Genomic DNA, 26,613 nt, shown 5'->3' on the forward strand with positions numbered 1-26,613 from the left:
CTGCACATTTACTGTGCTGACCGTGTGATAGAATAGCGGCAGCATGTATTCGGCCCATCGCACAGCGATTTTTAATGGGCGAATACCCGTAACTTTTCAGCTGGCTGAATAGTTACGGAATTAAATCCACGGTTGAGCCATCCTTTGGCCCATTGCTGATATTATAACATAGGAACCGGGATTTATAAACATAAAAAGATGAAGATGACATCGGAGGAAATGAAAAATGCTGGAACTGAGGGATGTCTCCTTTAAAGTCGAAGAGGAGACAAAGGAGAAAGGGATTCTGGAGCGTGTAAGCTTTACTCTGGAAGATAACAAATTTATTGCCATCACAGGACCAAACGGCGGCGGAAAATCCACGCTGGCAAAGATCATTGCCGGTATTGAGAAGCCCACGGAGGGAAGGATCTACCTGGACGGTGAGGATATCACGGAACTGAACATTACGGAGAGGGCGAAAAAAGGCATCAGCTATGCCTTTCAGCAGCCGGTGCGTTTTAAAGGAGTGACCGTGCTTGACCTGATCCGGCTGGCATCCGGGGAAAACATTACCGTTGCCGGAGCCTGTCAGTATCTCTCTGAGGTGGGATTATGCGCAAAAGACTACATCAACCGTGAAGTCAACGCAAGCCTTTCCGGAGGGGAGATGAAGAGGATCGAGATCGCCACCGTTATGGCGAGGGGAACCAGGATGTCCGTATTTGATGAGCCTGAGGCCGGCATTGACCTGTGGAGCTTCCAGAACCTGATCCATGTGTTTGAAAATATGCACAGGGAGATTCACGGCTCCATTCTGATCATCTCACACCAGGAGAGGATCCTGAACATTGCAGATGAAATTCTGGTGATCGCAGACGGAAAACTGGTGAGCCGCGGAAGCAAAGAGGAAGTGCTTCCCGCTTTGTTGGAAGGTGTGGATGACTATTCCGGCTGCAAAATCTGGAAGGATGGGGGAGTAAAATAATGGACGCAATACAGAAACAATTACTGGAAGCAGTGGCCGGGCTGCATGAAATCCCGGTGGGCGCATACAACATCCGGGCGAACGGAAAAAGTGAAGGCAGAAACAGCACAGAGCATATCGAGATCACCACAAGAAAAGAGGGAGACGGAATCATCATCCGCATCAAGGACGGCACCAGGAAAGAGAGTGTCCATATCCCGGTGGTCATGAGCCAGGCAGGGCTTGAAGAGGTGGTCTACAATGACTTTTACGTGGGCGATGACTGTGATGTGACTATCATCGCAGGCTGCGGCATCCACAACGGCGGGGATGCATCAAGCCGCCATGACGGCATCCACAGCTTTTTCATCGGCAAAAATTCCAGAGTGAAATACGTGGAAAAACACTATGGCAGCGGGGACGGCAAAGGCGAGCGCATCATGAACCCGGAGACGATCATAGAGATCGGGGAGAACAGCGTCATGGAGATGGATACGGTGCAGATCAAAGGCGTAGATTCCACAAAGCGTATGACCAGGGCAAAATTAATGGAAGGCGCCAGCTTAAAAGTGATGGAGCGTCTCATGACACACGGAACCCAGGATGCGGAGAGCCGTTTCATTGTGGATATGGACGGGGAAAATTCAGGTGCCAATATCATATCACGTTCGGTGGCAAAGGATGATTCCCGTCAGCTCTTCCAGTCCGTGCTCAACGGAAACGCGGCCTGCAGCGGCCATACAGAATGTGACGCCATCATAGTGGGCAATGCCAAGATCAGCTCCATCCCGGAGATCACCGCGAACAGCTCCGATGCGGCGCTCATTCATGAGGCAGCCATTGGTAAGATCGCAGGGGAGCAGATCATCAAGCTCATGACCCTGGGCCTTACAGAGGAAGAGGCGGAAGCCCAGATCATCAACGGTTTCCTGAAGTAAAACGACATAACGCTACAGCGTCAGCCGGGCAGATACACGGGACAAAACCGTGTACAACTGTCCGGTTTTGTGCTATAGTTGGGATAGTAAGAGTTACAAGCCATTGGGGAACAAAAAACATATTTATAGGGAGAGGTTTTTATGATTTACAACAATGTACGCCATGAGTGCAATCTGTATAATTTTTTCTATGCACCGAGAGGAAACCGTAGAATGATGGAACTGGGAAAGAAGATTGCCCAGATGTATCTGAACCCGTTTGATCGTATTATCGGTATCATCGGTGCCAAGGACTCCGGAAAAAGCATGATGATCAAGGGTATGTTTCCGGGGATTCAGGTAGTGGACGGGGATGACGAGTATGATATCACCAACATGCCCCTGCTGAACGCGGAGGATGTGGGATTCTATACCCCCAGGACCTTCCACGTGGATGCCAGAGCCGCGAGAAAATATGTGGATCTGGAGACCATCGCGGAGGCCATCATACGGGTGACTTCCCAGCACAAGAGAGTGATCGTGGAGCATTTTGAGATTCTGTATCCTGTGCTGAAAAGGAATGCGGATCTGATGGTCGGCATCGGTGAGGAGGTCATTGTGACTCGTCCTTCCCTGTTCGGACCGCTGCCCCAGAATATAGCTGATATTGTGTTCAAATCCCTGATCTACAGGAAGATGGCGCACAGCGCGGAGGATTTATTCGGCTATGTGGTCAGGGACATTGAGCGTCCAAGCTATGTCCGCGCGGACATCCGCCATGGATTTATGCTGGATTATTCCGAAAAGCCGGTGAATTTTGATCTGGTGGAGATCGAAAAGAAGATGAAAGAGCTTATCGCACAGGATCTGCCCATCACATATTATGATGAGGAGCATGTGAAATTCGGGGATGATATCATTTCCTGTACCGGACCTCTGATGCATGTGAGCAGTACGGGAAAGATAGAAGGATTCTCCCTGGTAAAAGAATTCTTCTATGATTCCAAGTTCGGCTACTATATTGTGGCCGGTACTGTGGGACATAAGGAAGAGGAAGACAGCGACAAGCTGAATACCATTGATATACAGACTGAAGTATAGAATCAGGACCAAAAGGCTGTCCGAAACCGGAAGACGGGGACGGACAGCCTTTTTTTGTTGACATTTTTATAGATAAGGTGTATTATGATGATATCAAAAAGATATCAAATTAATTACTGCCGCGTGCGGCCTTTCAAAGAGGAGGAAGTATAATGGAAGAAAAAGACGGAACCAGTCCAATGAACAAGAACGTGGAGGAAAGGATCCTGCATCCGAAGTCAGGTATGGCGATGCTGTTTCTGCTGATCCTGGGCATTGTGGGAAGTATTGTGCTGATGATACTCTCAGGGGCAGTGATCTCTGAGATCAGCAGTGTGCTGTCCGGTTTCTGCGTAACAGTCGGTATCCTGATCCTCTGCACAGCCAGTGTATGTCTGGCAGGCTTAAAGGTCATCAACCCCAATGAAGCGCTTGTGCTGGCTTTGTTCGGAAAATATTACGGAACCCTGAATCAGAATGGCTTTTACTGGGTCAATCCCTTTGTGACAGGAATCAATCCCACAGTGCGTGCAGCAGGAAGCGCCGGCTCCACGGTCCTGAAGGGCATGGGCATTGAAGCGGAACAGAAAAACACAGAGACAAAGTCCAATAAAAAGGTTTCCCTGAAGACCATGACCCTGGACAACAAAAAGCAGAAGGTAAACGATGAACTGGGAAATCCCATTGAGATCGGAACGGTGGTCATATGGAAAGTGGAAAATGCCACAAAAGCGGTATTCAATGTGGAGAATTACAAGGACTATCTGTCCATCCAGTGTGATGCCATCACAAGAAACGCCGCCAGAAGATACCCCTATGACACAAGCGAGGGCGGAGATGAGCGTTCCCTTCGCGGAAGCAGCCAGGAGGTAGCCAGCATCATGCAGCAGGAACTGCAGGAGAAGGTGGAGGACGCGGGGATCAAGATTCTGGAAATGCGTATCACCCATCTGGCATACGCGCCGGAGATTGCATCTGCCATGCTGCAGAGACAGCAGGCTGCTGCCATCATAGATGCCCGTCAGAAAATCGTGGAAGGCGCTGTCAGCATGGTGGAGATGGCCCTGCAGAAATTAAACGATAAAGATATCGTGGAACTGGATGAGGAGCGGAAGGCAGCCATGGTCAGCAACCTGCTGGTTGTCCTCTGCGGCAACAAGGATGCCCAGCCCATCGTCAACAGCGGTTCCCTGTATTAGTCAGGAGTGAAGGCCTTCATGGAAAACAAACCGAAGGAAAAACAAAAAAAGCAGGTCCCCCTGCGGCTCTCCGCGTCTCTGTACAACGATCTGGCACAGTGGGCGGAAGATGATTTCCGCTCTGTCAATGGGCAGATCGAGTATCTGCTGACGGAATGTGTGAAGCATCGGAAGAAGACAAGGAAGAATTCCACGGAGGAATCTGAATCAGAATGAAAGAAAATCCAGGCAGCGGCCGGCAGTTGGACCGTACACGCCTGGATTTTTTACATTTTTCAGAAGTGTTTTCTGTATTTTTTCTCAGCCACATTGATCAGACTGTATAAAACAGCAGCGATGATGCATAGAATAACAATGCTCATGATCATGGTATCCAGCTTGAAGACCTGACTGGAATAGATGATCAGGTATCCAAGGCCGCGTTTGCTGCCGATCATCTCTCCGATGACGACACCGATCAGACACAGGCCGATGTTGACCTTCATAATGCTTAAAATAAGCGGAACGGAGGAGGGCAGAACCACTTTAAAAAGGGCATCCTTTTTCGTGCCCCTCAGAGTGGAAATCAGTTTCAGTTTATCCGGGTCCGTGCCGCAGAAACCTGTGTAAAGATTCAGGATAGCCCCGAAAATAGCCACAGAAAGACCGGCAACGATGATGGTCTTGATATTGCTGCCCAGCCACACGATCAAAAGCGGTGCCAGGGCTGATTTCGGCAGACTGTTTAAGACTACCAGGTACGGCTCTAAAATAGAGGAGAGCTTAGGGAAGCACCACAGAAGCACCGCGATGGCAACACCGAACACGGTCACCAGGGCGAAGCTGGCAATGGTTTCCCAGAGCGTTACGCCTGTGTGTACGGCAAGGGTTCCGTCCAGTATCATGTGATACATGGCCATAACCACCTGGGAAGGGCTGGAAAAGATAAAGGAGTCGATGAGCCCCAGCCTTGCGCTGCCCTCCCAGAGCGCCAGAAAGACCAGAAATATAAGGATGCGGATCAGCCTCACTATCTGGGAATCACGCCTTAACTTCTGCAGATAGTTCTTTTGTCCTCTGGACATAGAAGTTATTTCAGCCATTATGGTTTAGCTCCTTCCATATTTCATTAAAATAATTCTTGAACTCAGGAGCGCTTCTGGAGGTAAAAGGCGTGCGGTTGTCAATGGTGAGCACAATGGGGATGATCTTTTTGATCGCTGCCGGGCGTTTTCCGAGGATGATGACCCGGTCTGCCATACTGATGGCCTCCGAGATATCATGGGTTACCAGTATGGCGGTCTTTTCCTCCCGTTTGATGATCTTGCCAATGTCATCCCCCACGGAGAGGCGTGTCTGATAATCTAAAGCTGAAAAAGGTTCGTCTAAAAGCAGCAGATCCGGCTCCAGAGCCAGGGTGCGGATGAGGGCGGCGCGCTGCCGCATACCGCCGGAAAGCTGGGAGGGACGTGATTCCCTGAATTTATCCAGGCCGTAATCGGCCAGAAGATGATTGACCTTATCTCTGGCATTGGGTGAATTTTTCTTCTGGATCTCCAGGCCCAGCAGTACATTGCTGTAGATGGTGCGCCATTCAAAGAGGTGGTCCTTCTGCAGCATATATCCGATGTTTGTCACCGATTCGCTGAGTGGTTTCCCGTTTAAAAGAATTTCTCCTTCTTCCGGGGTGAGCAGACCGCAGAGCATATCCAGCAGAGTGGATTTTCCGCAGCCCGAAGGGCCGACGATTGCCAGGAATTCTCCTTTTTCCACGGAAAAAGATATATGGGACAGAGCGGGTGTTTCACCGGATTTTGTATGATAGGCATAACTGACATCTTTTACTTCTAAAAGAGGTGTATCCATAAGTTGTCATTCCTTTCTTTTTTCCATCGTCAGGCAGGTGTGAGACTGTCTGTTTTTTGGGTTGGTATACAGTATCATATGATGAAAAGCCGGGGGTTGACATATGGGAAAGGGAGGCACTTGTGTTTTTCTTTGATTATTGATAAAATAAGTACGGATTGGGAAACCTATCCGGTAACGGAAACTTTGTTTGACAAGAACAGGAGGCAGAACTATGAGAATTTTATTTTTTGACACCAAGAACTACGACAGGGCATCCTTTGATAAACAACTGGAACATTATCCGGGAATAGAGATCGACTATCTGAAAACAGACCTGGCACCCAAGACGGCGCCGCTTGCAAAAGGCTTTGACGCTGTGTGCGCCTTTGTAAGCTCCGACGTGGGGGCAGAGACCATGACAGCCCTTCATGAAGCAGGCGTCAGGCTGGTGCTTATGCGCTGCGCAGGCTTCAACAATGTGGATCTGGATAAGGCAGCCATGTACGGCATCCGTGTTATGCGCGTGCCGGGCTATTCACCTGAGGCGGTGGCGGAGCATGCCATGGCTTTGGCCCTCACCGCAAACCGCAGGATCCATAAGGCTTATGTAAAAGTGCGGGAAAATGATTTCAGCCTCAGCGGACTTATGGGATTTAATTTCTACCAGAAGACAGCGGGGATTGTGGGAACCGGTAAGATCGGCGCAGCCATGGCAAGAATCTGCCGCGGCTTTGGCATGAAGGTCATTGCCTATGATGTGTACCAGAATCCTGACCTGGATTTTGCGGAGTATGTCTCTTTCGATGAACTGCTTGAGAGAAGTGACCTGATCTCCCTGCACTGCCCTTTAATGGACAGCACCTACCATCTGATCAACAGGGATACCATAGCAAAGATGAAGGACGGCGTGGTCCTGGTCAACACATCAAGAGGCGGCCTGGTAAAGACAGAGGATCTGATCGAGGGAATCCGCGCCCGCAAGTTCTTTGGGGTGGGCCTTGATGTATATGAGGAGGAGACCAAGAATGTGTTTGAGGACCGATCCGATGAAATCCTGGAGCATTCCACGACGGCAAGGCTTCTGTCCTTCCCAAATGTAATGATCACTTCCCATCAGGGATTTTTTACCCAGGAGGCTCTGGCTGCTATCTCCCGGACTACGCTGGACAATGCGGTGGCCTTTGAAAAGGGCGAGACAAACAGCAATGAAGTATTAAAAAGGGAATCTTAAAATGAACCGGAACAGAAATTACCAAAGAGAACTGGAAAAGATACTGGAGCAGATACAAGGGGAAGAAAAAGTCCCCACCCTGTTCCTGCACAGCTGCTGCGCACCCTGCAGCAGCTATGTGCTGGAATACCTGTCCCAGTATTTTGAGATCACAGATTTTTTCTACAATCCCAATATTTCTCCCAGGGAGGAGTATGAGAAGCGGGAGGAGGAGCTTGAGCGGCTCATAGCGTCCATGCCTTTTGTACATAAGCCGAAATTTTTAAAAGGGGTGTACTGCCCTGAGAAGTTTTTTGAGATGGCAAGAGGGATGGAGGACATCCCGGAGGGCGGGGAGCGCTGCTTTGCCTGCTATGAGATGCGTATGGAGGAGGCGGCAAGGCTGGCGGCAGAGGGCGGTTATGATTATTTTACCACGACCCTGTCAATAAGTCCTCTGAAAAATGCGGCAAAGATCAATGAGATCGGCGAAAAGCTGGAAGAAAAATATCATGTCCGCCATCTGCCCTCGGATTTCAAGAAGAAAAACGGGTATAAGCGCTCCACAGAGCTTTCACGGGAGTATGGCCTGTACCGGCAGGATTTCTGCGGCTGTGTATTTTCCAAAAGGGAGAAAAATCTTGCACGGCCAGACAGATAATGATAAACTGTTACCCATAAGCCGGATAGGGATATGCGGCTTATGGCATAGGAAAAATTCAATGAAAAAGTGAGGTACGAAAAGATGGCTCAGTTATGGGGCGGACGTTTCACAAAGGAAACGGACCAGCTGGTATATAATTTCAACGCGTCATTGAGCTTTGACAACAAGCTCTACAAACAGGATATCACAGGAAGCATGGCACATGCTTCTATGCTTGCAAAGCAGGGCATAATCACAGAGGAGGAGAAGGAGACGATCCTGGCAGGATTGAAGGGCATTCTGACAGATATAGAGAGCGGAGCGCTTGCCTTTTCCCCTGAATATGAGGACATCCATAGCTTTGTGGAGGCTAACTTGATTGACCGCTGCGGGGATGTGGGCAAGAAACTGCACACAGGCAGAAGCCGCAATGACCAGGTAGCTCTTGATATGAAAATGTACGTAAGGGATGAGATCGGGGAGATCGATATCCTTTTAAAAGAACTGCTGGAATCCATTTACAGGATCATGGATGAAAATGTACATACTTACATGCCCGGATTCACGCACCTGCAGAAGGCGCAGCCGGTGACACTGGCACATCACTTCGGCGCGTATTTTGAGATGTTCAAACGTGACAGAAGCCGTATGGCAGACACGAGTAAGCGTCTGAACCTCTGTCCTTTAGGCAGCGGAGCACTGGCGGGAACCACATATCCTCTTGACCGGGAATTTACGGCAGAGGCACTGGGATTTGACGGGCCTACCTTGAACAGTATGGATTCTGTGGCGGACAGGGATTATCTGATCGAGCTTCTGTCAGGCCTTTCCACCATAATGATGCATCTGAGCCGTTTCTGTGAGGAGATCATTCTCTGGAATTCCAATGAGTACCGTTTTGTGGAGATCGATGACGGCTACAGCACAGGCAGCAGCATTATGCCCCAGAAGAAAAATCCGGATATTGCGGAGCTGGTGCGCGGAAAGACAGGACGTGTCTACGGCGCCCTCATGTCCATTCTGACGACCATGAAAGGCATTCCTCTGGCGTATAATAAAGATATGCAGGAGGATAAGGAGTTTACCTTTGATGCCATTGACACGGTAAAGGGCTGTATCGCTCTGTTTAACGGTATGATCGCCACCATGTCCTTCAATAGAGAAAATATGGAAAAGAGCGCCAAGAACGGCTTTACCAACGCCACAGACGCGGCAGACTATCTGGTGAACAACGGTGTGCCCTTTCGGGACGCACACGGCATTGTGGGACGTCTGGTGCTTGCCTGCATAGAGAAAAACATCTCTCTGGACGAGATGAGCCTGGAAGAATATCAGGAGATCAGCCCTGTATTCAAGGAGGATATCTATGAGGCCATCAGCATGAAAAACTGCGTGGAGAAGAGAAATACCATCGGTGCTCCCGGCGAGGCAGCCATGAAGCAGGTTTTGGTACTGCACAAAAAATATCTGGAAGAAAACTAAAAAATACTTGCTTTTTTCCCGGATTTGTTATAGTATTGTTTAGGAAAAACAAATGTGCGCACAGGGAAAACAAAAGTGGGCACAGAATACATAGACGAGGAGAATTGCCGTATGAGTGAGAAATTAAGAGTTGGTATATTAGGTGCAACAGGAATGGTAGGCCAGAGATTCATATCTCTGCTTGAGAACCATCCCTGGTTTGAGGTGGTTACTGTGGCAGCCAGCGCAAGAAGCGCAGGCAAGACATATGAGGAAGCCGTGGGCGGACGCTGGAAAATGGACACTCCCATGCCGGAGGCTGTGAAAAAGCTGGAAGTCATGAATGTATCTGAGGTAGAGAAAGTGGCATCCACTGTTGACTTTGTATTCTCTGCCGTGGATATGAGCAAAGAGGAGATCAAAGCCATTGAAGAAGATTACGCTAAGACAGAGACACCGGTTGTGTCCAACAACAGCGCACACCGCTGGACTCCGGATGTACCTATGGTAGTGCCGGAAATCAATCCGGAGCACTTTGATGTGATCGAATTCCAGAAAAAACGTCTGGGAACCACAAGAGGCTTCATCGCCGTAAAACCCAACTGTTCCATTCAGAGCTACGCACCGGTGCTCACAGCATGGAGAGAGTTTGAGCCATACGAGGTAGTGGCAACCACTTATCAGGCAATCTCCGGAGCAGGCAAGACCTTCAAAGACTGGCCGGAAATGGTAGGCAATGTAATCCCCTTCATCGGCGGAGAGGAAGAAAAAAGCGAGCAGGAACCCCTTCGTCTCTGGGGTGAGATCAAAGACGGCGTGATCGAAAAGGCAGCAGAACCTGTCATCACCACACAGTGCGTGCGTGTTCCGGTACTGAACGGACATACAGCAGCCGTATTTGTAAAGTTCAGAAAGAATCCGACCAAAGAACAGCTCATCGAAAAAATGGTGAACTTCAAGGGCATTCCCCAGGAATTAGACCTGCCAAGCGCTCCGAAGCAGTTCATCCGTTATATGGAAGAAGACAATCGTCCGCAGGTTACCCTGGATGTTGATTATGAAAAGGGAATGGGCGTGACAGTGGGACGTCTGAGAGAGGACAGTGTATATGATTACAAGTTCATCGGCCTTTCCCATAACACCGTGCGCGGCGCTGCCGGCGGTGCTGTCCTTTGCGCAGAGACACTGAAAGCCAAAGGATTTATCACAAAAAAATAAAACTTAAAGTCAGACCGGGGAGCTCCCTCCGGTCTGATTGCATGGAAGAGGAGCTTTTATGAGTAAATCTTTATTTATCGCAGAAAAGCCCAGCGTGGCACAGGAATTTGCCAAGGCTCTCAAGGTCCAGACATCCCGGCATGACGGGTATCTGGAATCTGAGAATACCATTGTCACCTGGTGTGTAGGCCATCTGGTCACCATGAGCTACCCGGAAAAATACGACATAAAATTTAAGAAATGGAGTCTGGAGACCCTGCCTTTTCTGCCTGAAGAATTCAAATACGAGGTCATACCGTCCGTATCCAAACAGTTTCAGATCGTGAGCGGACTTTTAAACCGGGAAGATGTTTCCACCATCTATGTCTGTACCGACTCCGGACGGGAGGGAGAGTATATCTACCGCCTAGTCGCCATGATGGCAGGGGTGAAAGACAAGGAACAGAAGAGAGTGTGGATCGATTCCCAGACAGAGGAAGAGATATTGAGGGGAATCCGGGAGGCAAAGGATATCACTGCCTATGACAATTTATCCGCGTCCGCGTATCTGCGGGCCAAGGAAGATTATCTCATGGGTATTAATTTCTCCCGGCTTCTTTCTTTAAAATATGGAAATGCAGTGTCCAATTACCTGGGCAGCAAATACCAGGCCATATCCGTGGGCCGTGTCATGACCTGCGTGCTGGGCATGGTGGTGCGCAGGGAGCGGGAGATCCGGGAATTTGTAAAAACCCCGTTTTACCGTGTACTGGGCAGCTTCTCGGCAGGCGGACACCCCTTTGACGGGGAGTGGCGCGCCGTGGAGGGCAGCCGGTATTTCCAGTCTCCTTATCTCTATAAGGAGAACGGATTCAAGGAGAAAAAACACGCAGAGGAGTTAAAAGCCATTCTGTCCGCCAATCCGCCGTACAAGGCTGTGGTGGAAAGGATTGAGAAGAAAAAGGAGAATAAAAATCCTCCTCTTCTCTATAATCTGGCAGAGCTTCAGAATGACTGCTCCCGCATGTTTAAGATCAGCCCGGATGAGACCCTGAAGATTGTCCAGGAACTGTATGAGAAAAAAATGGTCACCTATCCAAGGACCGATGCCCGTGTGCTCTCCACTGCGGTGGCAAAAGAAATACATAAGAACATCAGCGGCCTTCGGGGCTATGTGCACGGAAAACCCTTTGCGGAAGAGATACTGGAAAAGGGCAGCTACAAAAATCTGGAGAAGACAAGATATGTCAATGACAAACAGATCACAGACCATTACGCCATTGTCCCCACAGGACAGGGAATGGGTGCTCTGGGCAGCCTCCACCCCCAGGCGGCAAAGGTCTATGAGACAGTGGTGCGCAGGTTTTTAAGCATTTTTTATCCGCCTGCTGTGTATCAGAAGGTGAGTATCGTGTCTGTCATTGAGAAGGAGAGACTGTTTTCCTCCTTTAAAATACTGGTTTCAGAGGGATATCTGAAAGTGGTGCAGAACTCTTTCGCAAAAAAGAAGGATGAGAGTCCCCAGGAGGATGGGGAACAGACAGAGGATACCGGCTTTCTGGAAATCCTGCAGACCATCAAAAAAGGCAGTGAACTGGATATCACAGGTTTCCAGATCAAAGAGGGGGAGACCTCCCCGCCGAAACGCTATACTTCCGGTTCTATGATCCTGGCTATGGAAAATGCGGGACAGCTCATAGAGGACGAGGAGCTGCGGGCGCAGATAAAGGGAAGCGGCATCGGCACCAGTGCCACCAGGGCGGAGATCCTGAAAAAACTCATGACCATCAAGTACCTGGCATTAAATAAGAAGACCCAGGTCATCACCCCCACTTTGCTGGGCGAGATGATCTTTGATGTGGTCAACGCATCCATCCGCTCTCTTTTAAATCCTGAGCTGACCGCAAGCTGGGAGAAGGGCCTTACCTATGTGGCGGAGGGGGAGATCACTCCGGATGAATACATGGCAAAGCTGGAGAATTTTGTGAGAAGCAGAACCCAGGGCGTACTGGGACTTAGAAATCAACTGGCCCTGAAGCAGTTTTTTGACGCAGCGGCCGTATACTATAAAAAAGCCGGAAGAGCCGGCGGAAAGAGGTAAAGCAAATGGAACAGCTTAAAATCAGTGAATTATACAGCGATTTAGATCAGACAATGGCAAAAGAGCTTCTGGAAAGCAGGACATATCCCTGGGAAGTGCTCCCTCTTATCAGCGAATTTATTGTAAAACTTGGCAGCACACTGTCTGAGGAGGAGTACGAGAAGAGGGGAGAGAATGTGTGGATCGCCAAATCCGCAAAGGTAGCCCCCACTGCATACATCAACGGCCCGGCCATTATCGGTAAGGACGCCGAGGTGCGCCACTGCGCGTTTATCCGCGGCAATGCACTGGTTGGGGAAGGTGCTGTGGTAGGAAATTCCACAGAACTGAAAAACGTGATCCTGTTTAACAAAGTACAGGTTCCCCACTATAATTATGTAGGCGATTCCATTCTGGGATACAAGTCCCATATGGGAGCCGGCTCCATTACCTCCAATGTAAAATCTGATAAAAAACTGGTGGTTGTAAAAGGTGCTTCCGGAAATATAGAGACAGGACTGAAAAAATTCGGCGCTATGCTGGGCGATGAAGTGGAAGTAGGATGCGGTTCCGTGCTGAATCCGGGAACCGTGATCGGAAGCCACAGCAACATTTACCCGCTGTCCTCCGTGCGCGGAGTGGTTCCGGCGAAAAGTATTTATAAGAATAAGAATGAAGTGGTAGAGAAAACAGAAGATTGAGTGTAACAATTCAGCCGGGGCTGTGCGTTTTAGCGCGCTGAATGGTTATGATTAATAGAAAAGAGCTGACCGGTTCGGAGTGGGTCAGCTCTTTTTGCGTCTGCGGATATATTTTAATGAAAATACATCCGGTATAAGAGAAACAGTACCATAATGGTTAAAACTGCCATACCTGCATGAAACAAGGCTTTGCTCACCAGGCCGTCCGCATGGCACAGATCCAGGCTGATACCGAATTTAAGAGGATATAAAATCCGGACATTTTTGTAATTGAGCATGTCGATAAGCATGTGTGAGAGCATGGCAGCAGAAAAATACGGTGTGATATCCGGAAAGATTCCGTATACTATGCCGCTTAAGAGGACAAGTGCGGGCAGAGAATGCATGAAGGACCTGTGGGGCTGGTTTTTTCCAAAGGTGCATACACCCAGGAAGATAAGAAAACTTACGGTAAGTCTGTAAATGCTGCTCTCTTTTTGGAAACGGTATCGGATTCCCACATTCCATTTCCATTCTGCAAAGGCCAGGGCGGCTATGACAAGTACAGTGATGACAGTGATTTTATTCAGTTCATCCCGGGATTCCGAGGTGGTGACATCAATATCGCTGATCACGGAGCCGATGGCGGCTGTGCCAAGACATAATAATAAGCTGCTTAAGTTTTGCGGCTGCGTCACGCAGACAGCGGCGGCTGTACCTACGGACAGATGTGTTTTTCCGGTCATATGTATCTCCAGTTCCGGGAGACTGCAGAAAGGCGTTTCTTTTTTCCTGCCTGGATGCAGTCTCCCTGTTTCATGTAGTGTAAGTGTTTTTTATGCTGCATAGGCTGAAATCAGCATTTTAGAAGGGCATAGCGGATGAGAAACAGCAGGAAAAGATGCACCGGATAAAAGAAATAGAAAAAGTATTTGATCTTCCGGCCTCTCTGTCCGTTATACATGTTGATGGGAATAAAGGCGAAGCAGGCAGGCGGCTCCCACAGAAGAGAGAGACAGCCCGCAATGGTCTTTTCCAGGGGATAACTCTGAAACAGATATAGAAGGATGATCAGTATGACGCCTCTGTAACTGTAATCCGTTTTTAAGAGATATCCGAGGAGCAGGCCGGCAGCGGCAGCCACAAGGGCCAGTGCAGGCACTCTTTTTCGGGCTTCGTCCATTGCCGTGATTGCAAGAAAACCGACGAGGAGTGTGATCATGACATTCTGGTAAGAAAATTCCAGGAATTTGCCTCTAAAGCACAAATCGAAAGGTATTTCCGAGAGAAGGGCAAACAGAGCGAGCCGCAGCGCATATTTTTTTCTGTTTGAAGTGTGGATAAAACCCTCTACAAGCAGGAAACAGAATATGGGAAAAGCAATACGCCCTATTTTTCTGAGAACCCAGTCAATCTTCCATATGAGAAGCGTATTTTCGTAGGACAGAGCCTGGGGCAGGTTCATCTGATAAGCGTGGATAAATCCGTTTTCCAGAATGACGGCACCGATGTGGTCAATCAGCATGGTGACTATGGCAAGGATCTTCAGGGCAGACCCCGAAAGTACGGGAGGCAGAAGCTGCCAGCGGGACGGACGAAATGTTTTTTCCTGCATGTAATAACTCCTTTATTTTTTTCGGCTCTTTGCCTTCCTATTTTGAAAAATAAAAGGGGCTGGAAAAATGGAGTTTAGATTCATTCCATTTTTTCACAGCCCTTACTGTTTTAAATGGAGCATACGGGATTCGAACCCGTGACCTCCACAATGCCATTGTGGCGCGCTCCCAGCTGCGCTAATGCCCCTCAGGATTTACAACGATGTTATTATAGCATATAGTTTTTAGAAATGGAAGTAATTCTTACAACTTTCTTTAGAAATTTTTTAAAAATCCGCCGACCATTTCTTTAAGTCTTCCGGTTAAGATAAAGTCAACCTAAGACAAGGAGAAAACAAAGGGGGACTTTTGATGAAGATATTAATTACTACAGACTGGTACAAACCCATTGTCAACGGAGTAGTCACCTCTGTTCTCAATCTGAAGAGAGAATTAGAAGAGCGCGGCCATGAGGTGAGAGTGCTGACACTTTCCGAGACCGGAGCTTCCTATAGAGATAACGAAGTTTATTATGTGAAATCCATGGATCTGGGAAGTATTTATCCCAATGCGAGAGCTGTTCTTCCCTATGGCAATCCCTTTATAGGGGAACTGATCGACTGGGAGCCGGACGTGGTGCATTCACAATGTGAATTTATGACTTTTCAATACGCAGTTAAAATCAGTAAGAAATGCGGATGCCCGCTTCTTCACACCTACCACACCATTTATGAAGATTATATGCATTATCTTCCGGGCATGCTGGGCAGATATACAGCGGGCCGCAAGGCAGGCAAAAAGGCAGTGGCCGAATTTTCCAGAACCATTCTGAACAAAACAGACCGGGTCATCGCACCGACAGGGAAAGTAAGAGACATTCTTTCCACCTATCAGGTTAAACCCGAAGTGGACGTGATCCCAAGCGGCATTGACCTTGGAAAGTTCAGGAGAATACTGACACAGGAGGAAAAAGAGCAGAGAAAAGAAGCTCTTGGGATTCCGAAAGAGAATAAAGTTCTGGTCAGTGTGGGCAGGCTGGCAAAAGAGAAAAATCTGGAAGAGATCATGGAGTATTTCGCCAGACTTTCGGAGGAGGGTACCGAGCACCTGACACTTCTGATCGCAGGTGACGGGCCGGACAGGGAGAACCTGGAAAACCTTTCGAAAAGTCTGGGAATCGACAAAAATGTCTGTTTTACCGGAATGGTGGCTCCGGATGAAGTGTGGGCCTGCTATCAGATGGGAGATATTTTTGTGTGTGCATCCAACAGTGAGACACAGGGAATCACTTACATTGAGGCACTGGCAAGCGGTGTCCCTGCCCTGTGCAGAAAGGATGCATGTCTGGAGGGTGTCATAGCAGACGGTTGCAACGGCTTCCAGTATGAGACGTATGAGTATTTCCGCATGCACCTTACCTATCTTCTGGAAAATGAGGAGAGAAGACAGGCAATGGGGGCAATGGCAAGAGAGATGGCGGAAGAATTTTCAACCTGGAACTTCTGTACCATGGTGGAACGTGCTTACCGCACCGCCTGCCGGGAGAAAGAGCAGGTTTCCGTATACACAGATACAGAGCGTACTGCCTGGGGACGGGCGATGATGAAACGTATGATGAGGAGGGCTTCTTAATATGATGAAAATAAATATGATGTCAAAGGCAGATATGGTAAAAGGACAGGGCGTTCTTTCCGCTCACGATGAGCAGGTAGCGCTGGCGGCGCAGGTTCTGAAGGGACAGTTTGAGGTGCTGAACAATGCAAAAGAATCCTGTGAGATCACCCACTACCATTCCATCAACCCGGAATTTTACCTGGGGATAGGACACAGAAAAAGACAGGGAAAGACCGTGGGATATGTACATTTCCTTCCGGAGACAGTAGAGAACAGCATCCATCTTCCCCGGTTTATGAAGAAGATTTTCTACCGCTATATGCTCTCCTTCTATAAAAGAATGGATAAGCTGGTGACAGTCAATCCGTATTTTATTGAGCGTCTGGCACACTACGGGATTCCAAAAGAACGGGTGACCTATATTCCAAACGTAGTGTCAGAGGAGGATTTTTATCCCCTTCCCCGTGAGGAGAGGGCGCGTATCCGCAGGGAATACCGCATCAGCAAAGACGCATTTACCGTTCTGTGTGTAGGCCAGCTCCAGAAACGAAAAGGTGTGGTTGATTTTGTGGAGGCAGCGAAAAGAATGCCGGACTGCATGTTTGTCTGGGCAGGCGGATTCTCCTTTGGAAGGATATCCGACGGCTACGAGGAGATCAGGAAAATGATGAAGCACCTTCCCCCGAACGTACGGTTTTTGGGAATCGTGGACAGGGAGAAAATGAATGAGATCTACAACATGGCTGATGTGATGTTCCTTCCCTCCTATGAGGAACTGTTCCCCATGACCATATTGGAATCCATGAACTGCGCAGTACCGGTCCTGGTACGGAACCTGCCTATATATGACCCGATCCTTTTTGATTACGCGCTCAGGGGAGACGGTATGGATGCATTTGTAAGTACCTTAAAACAGCTCAGGGAAGATCCTGATTTTTACCAGAGAAGTGCCCACGCCTCTTTTGCGGGACATGAATTTTACAGCAGGGAGCATGTGGGGCAGATGTGGAAAGAGTTTTATGAGAAGACAGCGGCAGAGGGAAAACGTACCGTCCCTGCCCGCCGGAGAGGAGGAAACGTATGGAGACAAAAAGAACAGCAGTTCTCATGAACCTGTGCACCATCGCGGGACTGATCGGAATGGGATTTTTCATTTTCTATGGAGTGCAGAACCGGATCTTTGTATCCAGGGATGCTCTGGAACTTTTCCTTCACAACTGCGGTGTGTGGGCTCCTGCCCTGTTTGTTCTGATTCAGATCGTACAGGTAGTGATTCCCATTCTTCCGGGTGCCATAGGGTGCCTGGGCGGGGTGCTGATCTTCGGCCCTGTGTGGGGATTTGTATATAATTACATTGGAATCAGCATTGGTTCCATACTGGCATTTCTTCTCTCCAAACAGTACGGCAGACCTTTTGTGCGGAATATCATAGGGGAGAAGAATTACGACAAATACATCGGATGGCTGAGCAAGGGAAACGGATTTAACAAGGCATTTGCAGTGGCGATCTTTCTCCCTGTGGCACCGGATGACCTGCTGTGCTACATTGCGGGCTTAACAAAAATGACTCTGAAGAAATTCACAGCCATCATCCTTTTGGGAAAACCGGGCTCCATCCTTTTATACAGCCTTGGACTGACCGGTATTATGGAAGTATTGAAAATGATGTTCTGATGCGTACAGCGTCCTCTTCGTGAAGCCCCAAGCGGCTGCAGAGAGGGCGTTTTTCTATGTATATTATGTAGAGTCAGAGCAGCTACAAATATACAGTGTGCAGGATAGAACAGCATTTATTGTAGGAAAATTACAAATAAAAAGAAAAATTGTGGAATGAATATTGTATAAATCCGATGATTCATGTATAATGAAATAGGTAATTCTAAGCAATATTGACGAATCTGCACAATACAGTGCGGAATGACGGAAAAGGAAACTATGTGGATTCTCAAATTTAAACCGGTAGACTGTAAAAATTGTTATAAATGTGTCCGCCATTGTCCGGTGAAGGCCATCCGGATCAGGGACCATCAGGCGCAGATCATGCAGGATGACTGTATCCTCTGTGAGAAGTGCACGATCATCTGTCCCCAGCACGCAAAAGCGGAGAAGAACGATGTGCCCAGTTTGAAGCGGATGATCGCGGAGGGATATCAGCTTGTGGCAAGTGTGAATCCAGCCTATACTGCAAAATACGGGCCGGGCAGTTTTCCGGTGCTCAGGGAGTCACTGCGGAAACTGGGATTTACGGATGCCAGAGAAGCTGCGGAAGGCACGTATCTGGTGCGAAGAGAATATGAACGGATTCTGCAGGAAGGGCAGATGGATGTGATGATCACCTCTGTATGCCCCGCAGTTGTGCGTCTTGTGCGCAGCAAATATCCGGAGCTGGCAAAATACCTGCTTCCGGTGTTATCCCCCATGCAGACCCATGCCAAATATCTGAAAGAGAAAAACAGGGACTGCATTCCGGTATATATAAGCCCGTGCATCTCGCCCGTTGCGGAAATCTCCGAGAAAAACAATTATTCCGCCTATGTCATAACCTTCGAGGAACTGGATGCCTGGATGGAGGAAAACAGTATCACGGTTGACGCAGAACAGGAGGAACCGGAGCCTATGCTCTCCAGAATGCGTGCCATGAGCGGCGGCATCACACGGATTATCAGAAAAAATGAAGATTATACCTATCTGAGCATTGATGGTGTGGAAAACTGTATGCAGATTCTGGAGGAACTGCGGGAGGGAAAGATACATAAATGCTTTCTGGAGCTGAATATCTGCGAGGGCGGCTGTATCGGAGGCCCCTCTTTCCAGAAGGATAAGATACGCAGATTGAAAGGTTCCATGGATGTGATGAAAGCTTCCATGAAAGACCCGTTTTGTCCCGATGATGAAGCAGATTTCAATCTCCCTGCAGGTATGAACCTGGAGCGGGAATTTATTGAAAAAGAGGTCAGCCATCCAAAGCCCACAGAGGCTGAGCTTCAGGAAATCCTGAAAAAGATGGGAAAGGCCACCCACCAGAAGGAATTAAACTGCGGTGCCTGCGGATATAACACCTGCAGGGAGAAGGCCATCGCTATTTTCCAGAACAAGGCGGAGATTTCCATGTGTATTCCCTATATGCGGGAGCGTGAGGCCAGCTATGCCAACAAGATCATCAATTCCATGCCGGGTATGCTGGTGACAGTGAATACAGATCTGGAAGTGGTGCAGCTCAACAGGGCAGCCATGGATTTATTCGATATCCGAAGGAAAAAGGCCATTATCGGCCAGCCGGTGTCAAAGCTTATGGATGATTACGCCTTTGTAAATATGCTGGCATTCGGTAAGGGATTTACCCAGGACAAGATTTTTGTGGAGGAATACAAGGTCTATCTGGAGCGTGTTCTCACGTATGATAAGAGTAACGGACTGATCATCTGCATTATGAAAAATGTCACAAAAGAGGTGGCACAGCAGCAGGAGGTGCGCCGTACCAGGATCATGGCGGCACAGATGGCGGATAAGCTGGCGGACGAACAGCTTCGCATCGTTCATCAGATCGCAGAGCTTTTAGGTGAGACGGCAGCCGACACAAAGGTGGCTGTGGAGAAGCTGAAGGAGACCATCCTCACAGAACAGGAAAAGTCCGGGACTGACAATCCGGAGGGATGGCTATGAAGATACATTTTGACAACCTCTTTGCGGATTTCGGACATGTCAGTCTGAATAAAAAGAAAGAATCCCTCTGCGGAGACTTTTACATTACAGAGGAACGGGGTTCCGACACGGTACTGGTTCTCTCGGATGGCCTCGGCAGCGGGGTAAAAGCCAACATTCTGGCAACGCTCACAGCAAAAATGCTCTGCACCATGATGATAAAAAAGCTTCCTCTGGACGATGCCGTGGAGGCCATTGCCAAGACACTTCCCGTGTGCCGCGTGCGGAACATGGCCTACTCCACCTTTACTGCCCTGAAGATAAGCGGCAGACAGGCCTATCTGGCCCAGTATGATAATCCGGGTGCCATTCTTCTGAGGGATGGAAGGTCTGTGGAATATCCGGAGACCTCACACAGCATCAAGGAGAAGGAAATCCGGGAGGCAGAGCTTACCCTGCAAAAAGACGACGTGCTCATCCTCATGTCAGACGGCGTTACCAATGCCGGTATGGGAAAGACCACCAACGGAGGATGGGGGCGGGAGGATGTAGTCCGCTTCTGCGAACAAAAATACAAAAAAGAGATGTCAGCCCAGCAGCTGGCAGCCCATATCGCCAGTGCCTGTGTAGACCTGAATTTAGATGAGACAGATGATGATATCACGGTTCTGGTGATTAAATTATGTGAGAGGGCAGTTACGAATCTCATGATCGGGCCGCCCAGCCAGATGGAAAAAGATGAGGCATTTTTAAAACTGTTTTTTGCATCACCCGGAAAGCACATTGTGTGCGGCGGAACCACAGCTAAGTTCGTGGCAGACCATCTGGGTGAGGAATTAGTTTCGCTTGATGACACCAGATGCGATGAGGTGCCGGCCATGTCTGCCCTGAAAGGTGTGGATCTGGTCACGGAGGGACTTCTGACCATCCGGCGTTTGAATATATATGCCAACCGCTATTTAAAAGACGGTCTGGCAGTGCTTGGTTTCGGCAGGAAAAAGGATGCAGCCGCAAGGCTTCTGGAGGAGCTCTTTGAAAACTCCACAGACATCCGCATATTTTTCGGGAATGCCAGAAACCCGGCGAACACAGAACTTCACATAGACGCAGGAGAAAAACTGCGTCTTACCTACCATTTAAAAGATTGTCTGGAGAAGGCGGGGAAAAAAGTGAAGATGAAAATATGGTAGTCATTTGATACCTTGCCAGGTTGAACCGGATAAGGAAGGTTCTGCATCTGAACAAAATGTGCAGGCCGCCTTTCAAGGCATCAGAGGTAATATATTATATATAGGAGGGTAATATATGTTAGACCAATCTTACTACGAAAAGGCAGATGAAATCATTGGGCGGTACGGAAAGAAACCGTCATCCCTGATTCCGATCATGCAGGATATTCAGGGTGAATACCGCTATCTGCCGGGGGAACTGCTCACTTACACTGCACAGCAGATCGGGGTGACAGAGGCAAAAGCTTACAGCGTTGCAACTTTTTATGAGAATTTCTCTTTTGAGCCAAAGGGAAAATATGTCATTAAAGTATGTGACGGCACGGCATGTCATGTGAGGAAATCCATGCCGATCCTGGAGGCACTCTACAAAGAGCTGGGACTGAGCAAGAAGAAACACACCACCGATGATATGATCTTTACTGTGGAAACCGTATCCTGTCTGGGTGCATGCGGCCTGGCTCCCACGCTGATGGTCAATGAGGAAGTGCATCCCAAGATGTCACCGGAAAAAGTAGTTGCGTTAGTGCAGGAATTGAGAGGTGAAGGCGCATGATGATTTCAAACAAAGCAGAACTCGACAAGTGCAGGGAAGCGGCGGTAGAGGAGCTGCAGTCTTACGGATGCAGGATCCTTGTCTGTTCCGGTACAGGATGTATTGCCACAGGTTCCGAGAAGATCTATCAGAAGATGATAGAAATCGTGGGGAACACCCCCAATGTCACCATTGAATTTGCTCCCCATGACGAGAAAGAACACGTGGGTGTCAAAAGGACAGGCTGCCAGGGCTTCTGTGAATTCGGTCCTCTGGTGCGTATCCAGAAGGGTGACAAAGTGGTGCAGTACATAAAGGTTCAGCCGGATGACTGTCAGGAAATCTTTGACAATACGGTTATGGGTGACGGCCTTGTGGACAGACTGCTCTACAAGAAAGCGGAGAATACCTATGTACAGCCGGATGAGATTCCGTTCATTGCAAAACAGACGCGTGTGGTTCTGGAAAACTGCGGCAGATTTGACGCGGAATCCATTGATGAATATATTGCAGCGGGCGGATTCAAAGCTCTGGAAAAAGTGCTGTTTGACATGAAGCCCGAGGATGTTGTGGAGGAAGTGGACCAGTCCGGCCTGCGCGGCAGAGGCGGCGGCGGATTCCCCACCGGAAGGAAATGGAAACAGGTTGCTGCCCAGGAAGAAAAAGAGCGCTATGTAGTCTGCAACGGTGACGAGGGTGATCCGGGAGCATTCATGGACGGCTCCGTTATGGAAGGTGACCCCTTCAAGCTCATTGAGGGTATGATGATCGCCGGATACGCGGTAGGTTCCTCTGAGGGATATATCTATGTGCGTGCCGAGTACCCCAACTCTGTGGCAAGGCTGAAACACGCCATTGCAGTTATGGAGGAGAGAAATCTTCTGGGAGATGACATTCTGGGAACAGGATTTGCATTCCATATGCATATTAACAGAGGCGCCGGTGCCTTTGTCTGCGGCGAGGGTTCCGCTCTGACAGCCTCCATTGAGGGCAACAGAGGATTCCCGCGTACCAAACCGCCGAGAACCGTTGACCATGGTCTGTGGGCAAAACCCACGGTTCTGAACAATGTGGAGACATATGCCAATGTTCCGAAGATCATCCTGAAAGGCCATGAGTGGTTCCGCACCATCGGAACAGAGGGAAGCCCGGGTACCAAGACCTTCTCCCTGACAGGCTCCATTGAAAATACAGGCCTGATCGAAGTTCCCATGGGAACTACCCTGCGTGAGATCATTTATGAGATCGGCGGCGGTCTTCAGGAAGGTTCTGAATTCAAGGCTGTACAGATCGGCGGACCGTCCGGCGGATGTCTGACTACCCAGCATCTGGATGAGCCTCTTGATTTTGATTCTGTTAAGAAGTTCGGTGCCATTGTAGGCTCCGGCGGACTTGTTGTTATGAATACGGACACCTGTATGGTGGAAGTGGCAAGATTTTTCATGAGTTTTACCCAGAGAGAATCCTGCGGAAAATGTGTTCCCTGCCGTATCGGTACCAAGAGAATGCTGGAAATCCTTGAGAAGATCGTAGCAGGCAAAGGGGAAGTGGAAGACCTTGACAAATTGGAGGAGATCGCAAAGAGTGTAAAAGATCTGTCTCTGTGCGGCCTCGGAAAGAGTGCACCGCTTCCTGTACTGAGCACTATTCGTATGTTCCGTGATGAATATATGGAGCATATCGTGGATAAGAAATGTGCTTCCCATACCTGTACAGCGCTTCGGAACTATTATATCAATCCGGAAAAATGTAAGGGATGTACCAAGTGTGCAAGAAATTGTCCGGTTGGTGCTATCACCGGTGAGAAGAAAGAACCGCATACCATCGATACCGCAAAATGTATCAAATGCGGCGCATGTATAGAAAACTGCAGTTTCGATGCAATCGAGGTAAGATAGGAGGAGAGAGAATGATTCATGTTACGATAGACGGAATTCCTGTAGAAGTTGAGAAGGGGACTACCATCTTACAGGCTGCAGAGAAAGCCGGTGTGAAAATCCCTACATTATGTTATATCAAAGACCTGCTTCCGGATGGCTCCTGCCGTATGTGTATGGTGGAGATCGAAAACAGGGGAAGAAAGAAAATGGATACCGCATGTTCCTGCCATGTAAGCGAGGGCGATGTGATCGAGACCATGAGCGAGAAGGTAGTGGATGCCAGAAAGACCATCCTGAACCTGCTTTTGTCCAATCACAAGACAGACTGCTTCTCCTGTGCACAGAACGGCAGATGTAAGCTGCAGGACTACTGCGTGGAATACGGCGTGGAGAGAACCACATACGAGGGCGAGATGACCGAGTTCCCGGTGGATGACTCCAACCCGTTCTTTACCTATGATCCGAACCTGTGTATTCTCTGCCACAGATGCGTGAATACTTGTAATAAGGTGGTAGGCCGTGGTGCCATTGACACCATGGAGAGAGGATTTGAGTCCTCCGTCGGAACACCTTTCGGCGTGCCTATCAGAAAGAGTACCTGTGAGTCCTGCGGAAACTGTGTGGAGGCATGTCCTACCGGAGCACTTTCCTCCAAGAGAAGAAAATCCTTCCGTCCGTGGCAGATCGACAAGAAAGTCCTGACTACCTGTCCGCACTGTGGTACCGGATGCCAGTTCTATCTGGTAGTCAAAGACAATAAGATCGTGGATGTGGAGCCGGCCAACGGTCCGGCCAACAAAAATCTGCTCTGTGTAAAAGGACGCAGCGGTTCCTTTGATTTTGTACACTCTGCAGACAGGGTGAAATATCCGCTCATCAAGAACAAAGAGACCGGTGAATTTGAGCGCGCAAGCTGGGACGAGGCACTGGATCTGGTGGCTTCCAAATTTATGGAGATCAAGAAACAGTATGGTTCTGAATCCCTGGCAGGTTTTGCATGTTCCCGTTCCCCGAATGAGGACATTTACATGGTTCAGAAGATGGTGAGAACCTGCTTTGGAACCAATAATACAGATAACTGTGCACGTGTATGCCATTCCGCATCCGTTGCAGGTCTTGCCATGACCCTTGGTTCAGGCGCTATGACCAACCCCATTGCAGACATCACCCAGAAACCGGACCTGATCATGATGGTAGGCTCCAACCCGGAGGAAGCGCATCCTGTTATTGGCATGCAGATCCGCCAGGCGGTACAGAGAGGCTGCAAACTGATCGTGGTTGACCCACGTGATATAGATCTGTCCAAGAAAGCAGACATTCATCTGAAATTAAGACCGGGTACCAACGTTGCGTTTGCCAACGGCATTATGCATGTGATCATTGAAGAAGGACTTCAGGATATGAAGTTCATCGAAGAGAGAACCGAAGGCTATGAGAAGATCAAAGAGATCGTAAAAGATTACACACCGGAAAAAGTTGCGGAGATCTGCCACATTGACCCGGATGATTTGAGAAAAGCTGCCATCATGTATGCAAAAGCAGACAAAGCGCCGATCATCTACTGTCTGGGCGTTACCGAGCATTCCACCGGTACAGAGGGCGTTATGTCCATGTCCAATATGGCTCTGCTGGTAGGCAAGCTGGGACGCGAGGGCTGCGGCGTTAACCCGATCCGCGGACAGAACAACGTACAGGGTGCCTGTGATATGGGTGCCGGCCCGAAGGATTACCCGGGATACCAGAAAGTGGAGAATCCGGAAGTACGTGAGAAATTCGAGAAAGCCTGGGGCGTGAAGCTGAATCCCAACAATGGTCTGCACTCCACAGAAGTATTCCCGGCAGCTATCGAAGGCAAGGTAAAAGGCCTGTACATTTACGGTGAAGACCCCATTGTCACAGACCCGGATACCCATCACATTATCAAAGCACTGGAAAATCTGGACTTCTTTGTGATCCAGGAGCTGTTCATGACAGAGACCGCACAGTATGCGGATGTTATCCTTCCGGGTGTCAGCTACGCGGAAAAAGAGGGTACCTTTACCAACACGGAACGCCGTGTGCAGAGAGTACGCCCTGCTGTGAAGCTGGACGGGGATATGAGACTGGATACAGATATCATCATTGACCTGATGAACCGTATGGGCTATCCGCAGCCGCATCTGACCTCCGCTGAGATCATGGATGAGATCGCGTCCGTAACACCAAGCTACGGCGGCATCAGCCATGCAAGGCTTGACGCAGGTGAAACTCTGCAGTGGCCGTGCCCGACCAAGGATCACCCGGGAACCCCGATTCTGCATGTGGGCAAATTCTCAAGAGGACTTGCCATGTTCTATCCTGCAGAGTACGTTCCGTCCGCAGAGCTTCCGGATGAGGAATATCCGATCATCATGATGACCGGCCGTATGCTGTATCACTATACAACAAGGGCCATGACCGGAAGAACACCGGGACTTATGGAAATCCAGGGTACCTCCTATATAGAGATGAACTACAAGGATGCCGAGGCACTGGGTATCAAAAACGGTGACAAGGTAAAAGTATCCTCCAGACGTGGTCAGATTGAATCCACCGCAAGAGTAGGACGCAAGGTTTCCCAGGGCGAATCCTGGATGCCATTCCACTTCCCGGATGGAAATGCAAACTGGCTGACCAATGCAGCACTGGACAAATACGCAAGAATACCGGAATACAAGGTATGTGCGATAAAAATTGAAAAAGCATAAGTAATGATTTTGTAACTGTTCAGCCAGGTCTGCGCATTTACCGCGCTGACCGTGTATAAGAATAGTAACGTGACAGCAGGTATTCGCCCCATCGCAAAGCGATTTTTAATGGGCGAATACCTGTAACGATTTAGCTGGCTGAGTCGTAACAA

23 protein-coding genes and 1 tRNA gene are annotated in these 26,613 nt (G+C 49.0%); 19 read left to right on the forward strand and 5 right to left on the reverse strand.

Features of this window, described 5'->3' with window-relative positions; translation table 11 throughout:
* Positions 1 to 226 precede the first annotated feature (226 nt).
* The 5 genes from WMO65_RS07665 to WMO65_RS07685 all read left to right on the forward strand — a co-directional run bounded on the left by WMO65_RS07665 (position 227) and on the right by WMO65_RS07685 (position 4,358).
* A complete protein-coding gene (locus WMO65_RS07665; protein ID WP_033143468.1) occupies positions 227 to 967 on the forward strand; it encodes an ABC transporter ATP-binding protein in 741 nt (246 codons plus the stop codon).
* Complete coding sequence (locus WMO65_RS07670) at positions 967 to 1,884, forward strand: SufB/SufD family protein (RefSeq protein WP_148392925.1); 918 nt, start codon at positions 967 to 969, stop codon at positions 1,882 to 1,884. The genes WMO65_RS07665 and WMO65_RS07670 overlap by 1 nt, the downstream gene beginning before the upstream one ends.
* A gap of 141 nt (positions 1,885 to 2,025) precedes the next feature.
* Entirely contained in the window at positions 2,026 to 2,964 is a 939-nt protein-coding gene (locus WMO65_RS07675) for a hypothetical protein (protein WP_033143466.1), read from the forward strand.
* A 152-nt stretch (positions 2,965 to 3,116) separates the two neighbouring features.
* Entirely contained in the window at positions 3,117 to 4,142 is a 1,026-nt protein-coding gene (locus WMO65_RS07680) for an SPFH domain-containing protein (RefSeq protein WP_033143465.1), read from the forward strand.
* Positions 4,143 to 4,160: 18 nt separating this feature from the next.
* A complete protein-coding gene (locus WMO65_RS07685) occupies positions 4,161 to 4,358 on the forward strand; it encodes a type II toxin-antitoxin system antitoxin (RefSeq protein ID WP_148392924.1) in 198 nt (65 codons plus the stop codon).
* Positions 4,359 to 4,417: 59 nt separating this feature from the next.
* On the opposite strand, the gene WMO65_RS07690 is transcribed toward WMO65_RS07685, so the two are convergent.
* On the reverse strand, positions 4,418 to 5,224 hold the full coding sequence (locus tag WMO65_RS07690) for an ABC transporter permease (RefSeq protein WP_187370619.1): 807 nt from the start codon (positions 5,222 to 5,224) through the stop codon (positions 4,418 to 4,420).
* A complete protein-coding gene (locus WMO65_RS07695) occupies positions 5,217 to 5,987 on the reverse strand; it encodes an ABC transporter ATP-binding protein (RefSeq protein WP_148392923.1) in 771 nt (256 codons plus the stop codon). Before WMO65_RS07695 ends, WMO65_RS07690 begins: the two co-directional genes overlap by 8 nt.
* A gap of 214 nt (positions 5,988 to 6,201) precedes the next feature.
* On the opposite strand from WMO65_RS07695, the gene WMO65_RS07700 reads away from it, so the two are divergent.
* The 6 genes from WMO65_RS07700 to WMO65_RS07725 all read left to right on the forward strand — a co-directional run bounded on the left by WMO65_RS07700 (position 6,202) and on the right by WMO65_RS07725 (position 13,261).
* Positions 6,202 to 7,200, forward strand: coding sequence for a 2-hydroxyacid dehydrogenase (locus WMO65_RS07700; RefSeq protein WP_148392922.1), 999 nt, complete (start codon positions 6,202 to 6,204; stop codon positions 7,198 to 7,200).
* Position 7,201: 1 nt separating this feature from the next.
* Positions 7,202 to 7,840 carry an epoxyqueuosine reductase QueH gene (locus WMO65_RS07705; RefSeq protein WP_033143461.1) on the forward strand — a complete coding sequence of 213 codons (639 nt, stop codon included), beginning with the start codon at positions 7,202 to 7,204 and terminating at the stop codon, positions 7,838 to 7,840.
* 84 nt (positions 7,841 to 7,924) lie between these two features.
* On the forward strand, positions 7,925 to 9,304 hold the full coding sequence (gene argH, locus WMO65_RS07710; RefSeq protein ID WP_148392921.1) for an argininosuccinate lyase: 1,380 nt from the start codon (positions 7,925 to 7,927) through the stop codon (positions 9,302 to 9,304).
* A gap of 111 nt (positions 9,305 to 9,415) precedes the next feature.
* Entirely contained in the window at positions 9,416 to 10,501 is a 1,086-nt protein-coding gene (gene asd / locus WMO65_RS07715) for an aspartate-semialdehyde dehydrogenase (RefSeq protein WP_033143459.1), read from the forward strand.
* Positions 10,502 to 10,559: 58 nt separating this feature from the next.
* Positions 10,560 to 12,581 (forward strand): DNA topoisomerase, encoded by a 2,022-nt coding sequence (locus WMO65_RS07720; RefSeq protein ID WP_148392920.1) that lies wholly within the window; start codon positions 10,560 to 10,562, stop codon positions 12,579 to 12,581.
* Between the two features lie 5 nt (positions 12,582 to 12,586).
* Positions 12,587 to 13,261: an acyltransferase gene (locus WMO65_RS07725; RefSeq protein ID WP_148392919.1), complete on the forward strand. Its 675-nt coding sequence runs from the start codon at positions 12,587 to 12,589 to the stop codon at positions 13,259 to 13,261.
* 113 nt (positions 13,262 to 13,374) lie between these two features.
* On the opposite strand, the gene WMO65_RS07730 is transcribed toward WMO65_RS07725, so the two are convergent.
* The 3 genes from WMO65_RS07730 to WMO65_RS07740 form a co-directional block, all read right to left on the reverse strand.
* Positions 13,375 to 13,986 (reverse strand): metal-dependent hydrolase, encoded by a 612-nt coding sequence (locus tag WMO65_RS07730; RefSeq protein ID WP_148392918.1) that lies wholly within the window; start codon positions 13,984 to 13,986, stop codon positions 13,375 to 13,377.
* A gap of 110 nt (positions 13,987 to 14,096) precedes the next feature.
* A complete protein-coding gene (locus WMO65_RS07735; RefSeq protein WP_033143455.1) occupies positions 14,097 to 14,855 on the reverse strand; it encodes a TraX family protein in 759 nt (252 codons plus the stop codon).
* Between the two features lie 115 nt (positions 14,856 to 14,970).
* Positions 14,971 to 15,043, reverse strand: a tRNA-Ala gene (locus tag WMO65_RS07740).
* 164 nt (positions 15,044 to 15,207) lie between these two features.
* Here WMO65_RS07740 and WMO65_RS07745 point away from each other — a divergent pair.
* The 8 genes from WMO65_RS07745 to fdhF all read left to right on the forward strand — a co-directional run bounded on the left by WMO65_RS07745 (position 15,208) and on the right by fdhF (position 26,461).
* Entirely contained in the window at positions 15,208 to 16,467 is a 1,260-nt protein-coding gene (locus tag WMO65_RS07745; protein WP_033143454.1) for a glycosyltransferase family 4 protein, read from the forward strand.
* A 1-nt stretch (position 16,468) separates the two neighbouring features.
* Positions 16,469 to 17,560, forward strand: coding sequence for a glycosyltransferase family 4 protein (locus tag WMO65_RS07750; RefSeq protein ID WP_033143453.1), 1,092 nt, complete (start codon positions 16,469 to 16,471; stop codon positions 17,558 to 17,560).
* A complete protein-coding gene (locus tag WMO65_RS07755; RefSeq protein ID WP_148392917.1) occupies positions 17,530 to 18,123 on the forward strand; it encodes a TVP38/TMEM64 family protein in 594 nt (197 codons plus the stop codon). The genes WMO65_RS07750 and WMO65_RS07755 overlap by 31 nt, the downstream gene beginning before the upstream one ends.
* 261 nt (positions 18,124 to 18,384) lie before the next feature.
* On the forward strand, positions 18,385 to 20,112 hold the full coding sequence (locus tag WMO65_RS07760) for a [Fe-Fe] hydrogenase large subunit C-terminal domain-containing protein (RefSeq protein WP_187370618.1): 1,728 nt from the start codon (positions 18,385 to 18,387) through the stop codon (positions 20,110 to 20,112).
* Complete coding sequence (locus tag WMO65_RS07765; protein WP_033143450.1) at positions 20,109 to 21,281, forward strand: PP2C family protein-serine/threonine phosphatase; 1,173 nt, start codon at positions 20,109 to 20,111, stop codon at positions 21,279 to 21,281. The genes WMO65_RS07760 and WMO65_RS07765 overlap by 4 nt, the downstream gene beginning before the upstream one ends.
* 115 nt (positions 21,282 to 21,396) lie before the next feature.
* Complete coding sequence (locus WMO65_RS07770) at positions 21,397 to 21,876, forward strand: complex I 24 kDa subunit family protein (protein ID WP_033143449.1); 480 nt, start codon at positions 21,397 to 21,399, stop codon at positions 21,874 to 21,876.
* Complete coding sequence (locus WMO65_RS07775) at positions 21,873 to 23,753, forward strand: NADH-ubiquinone oxidoreductase-F iron-sulfur binding region domain-containing protein (protein ID WP_148392915.1); 1,881 nt, start codon at positions 21,873 to 21,875, stop codon at positions 23,751 to 23,753. Before WMO65_RS07770 ends, WMO65_RS07775 begins: the two co-directional genes overlap by 4 nt.
* An 11-nt stretch (positions 23,754 to 23,764) precedes the next feature.
* Complete coding sequence (fdhF, locus tag WMO65_RS07780; protein WP_033143447.1) at positions 23,765 to 26,461, forward strand: formate dehydrogenase subunit alpha; 2,697 nt, start codon at positions 23,765 to 23,767, stop codon at positions 26,459 to 26,461.
* Positions 26,462 to 26,613 lie beyond the last annotated feature (152 nt).

The sequence above is a fragment of the Blautia caccae genome, assembly GCF_040095955.1.
Lineage (GTDB): Bacteria > Bacillota > Clostridia > Lachnospirales > Lachnospiraceae > Blautia > Blautia celeris.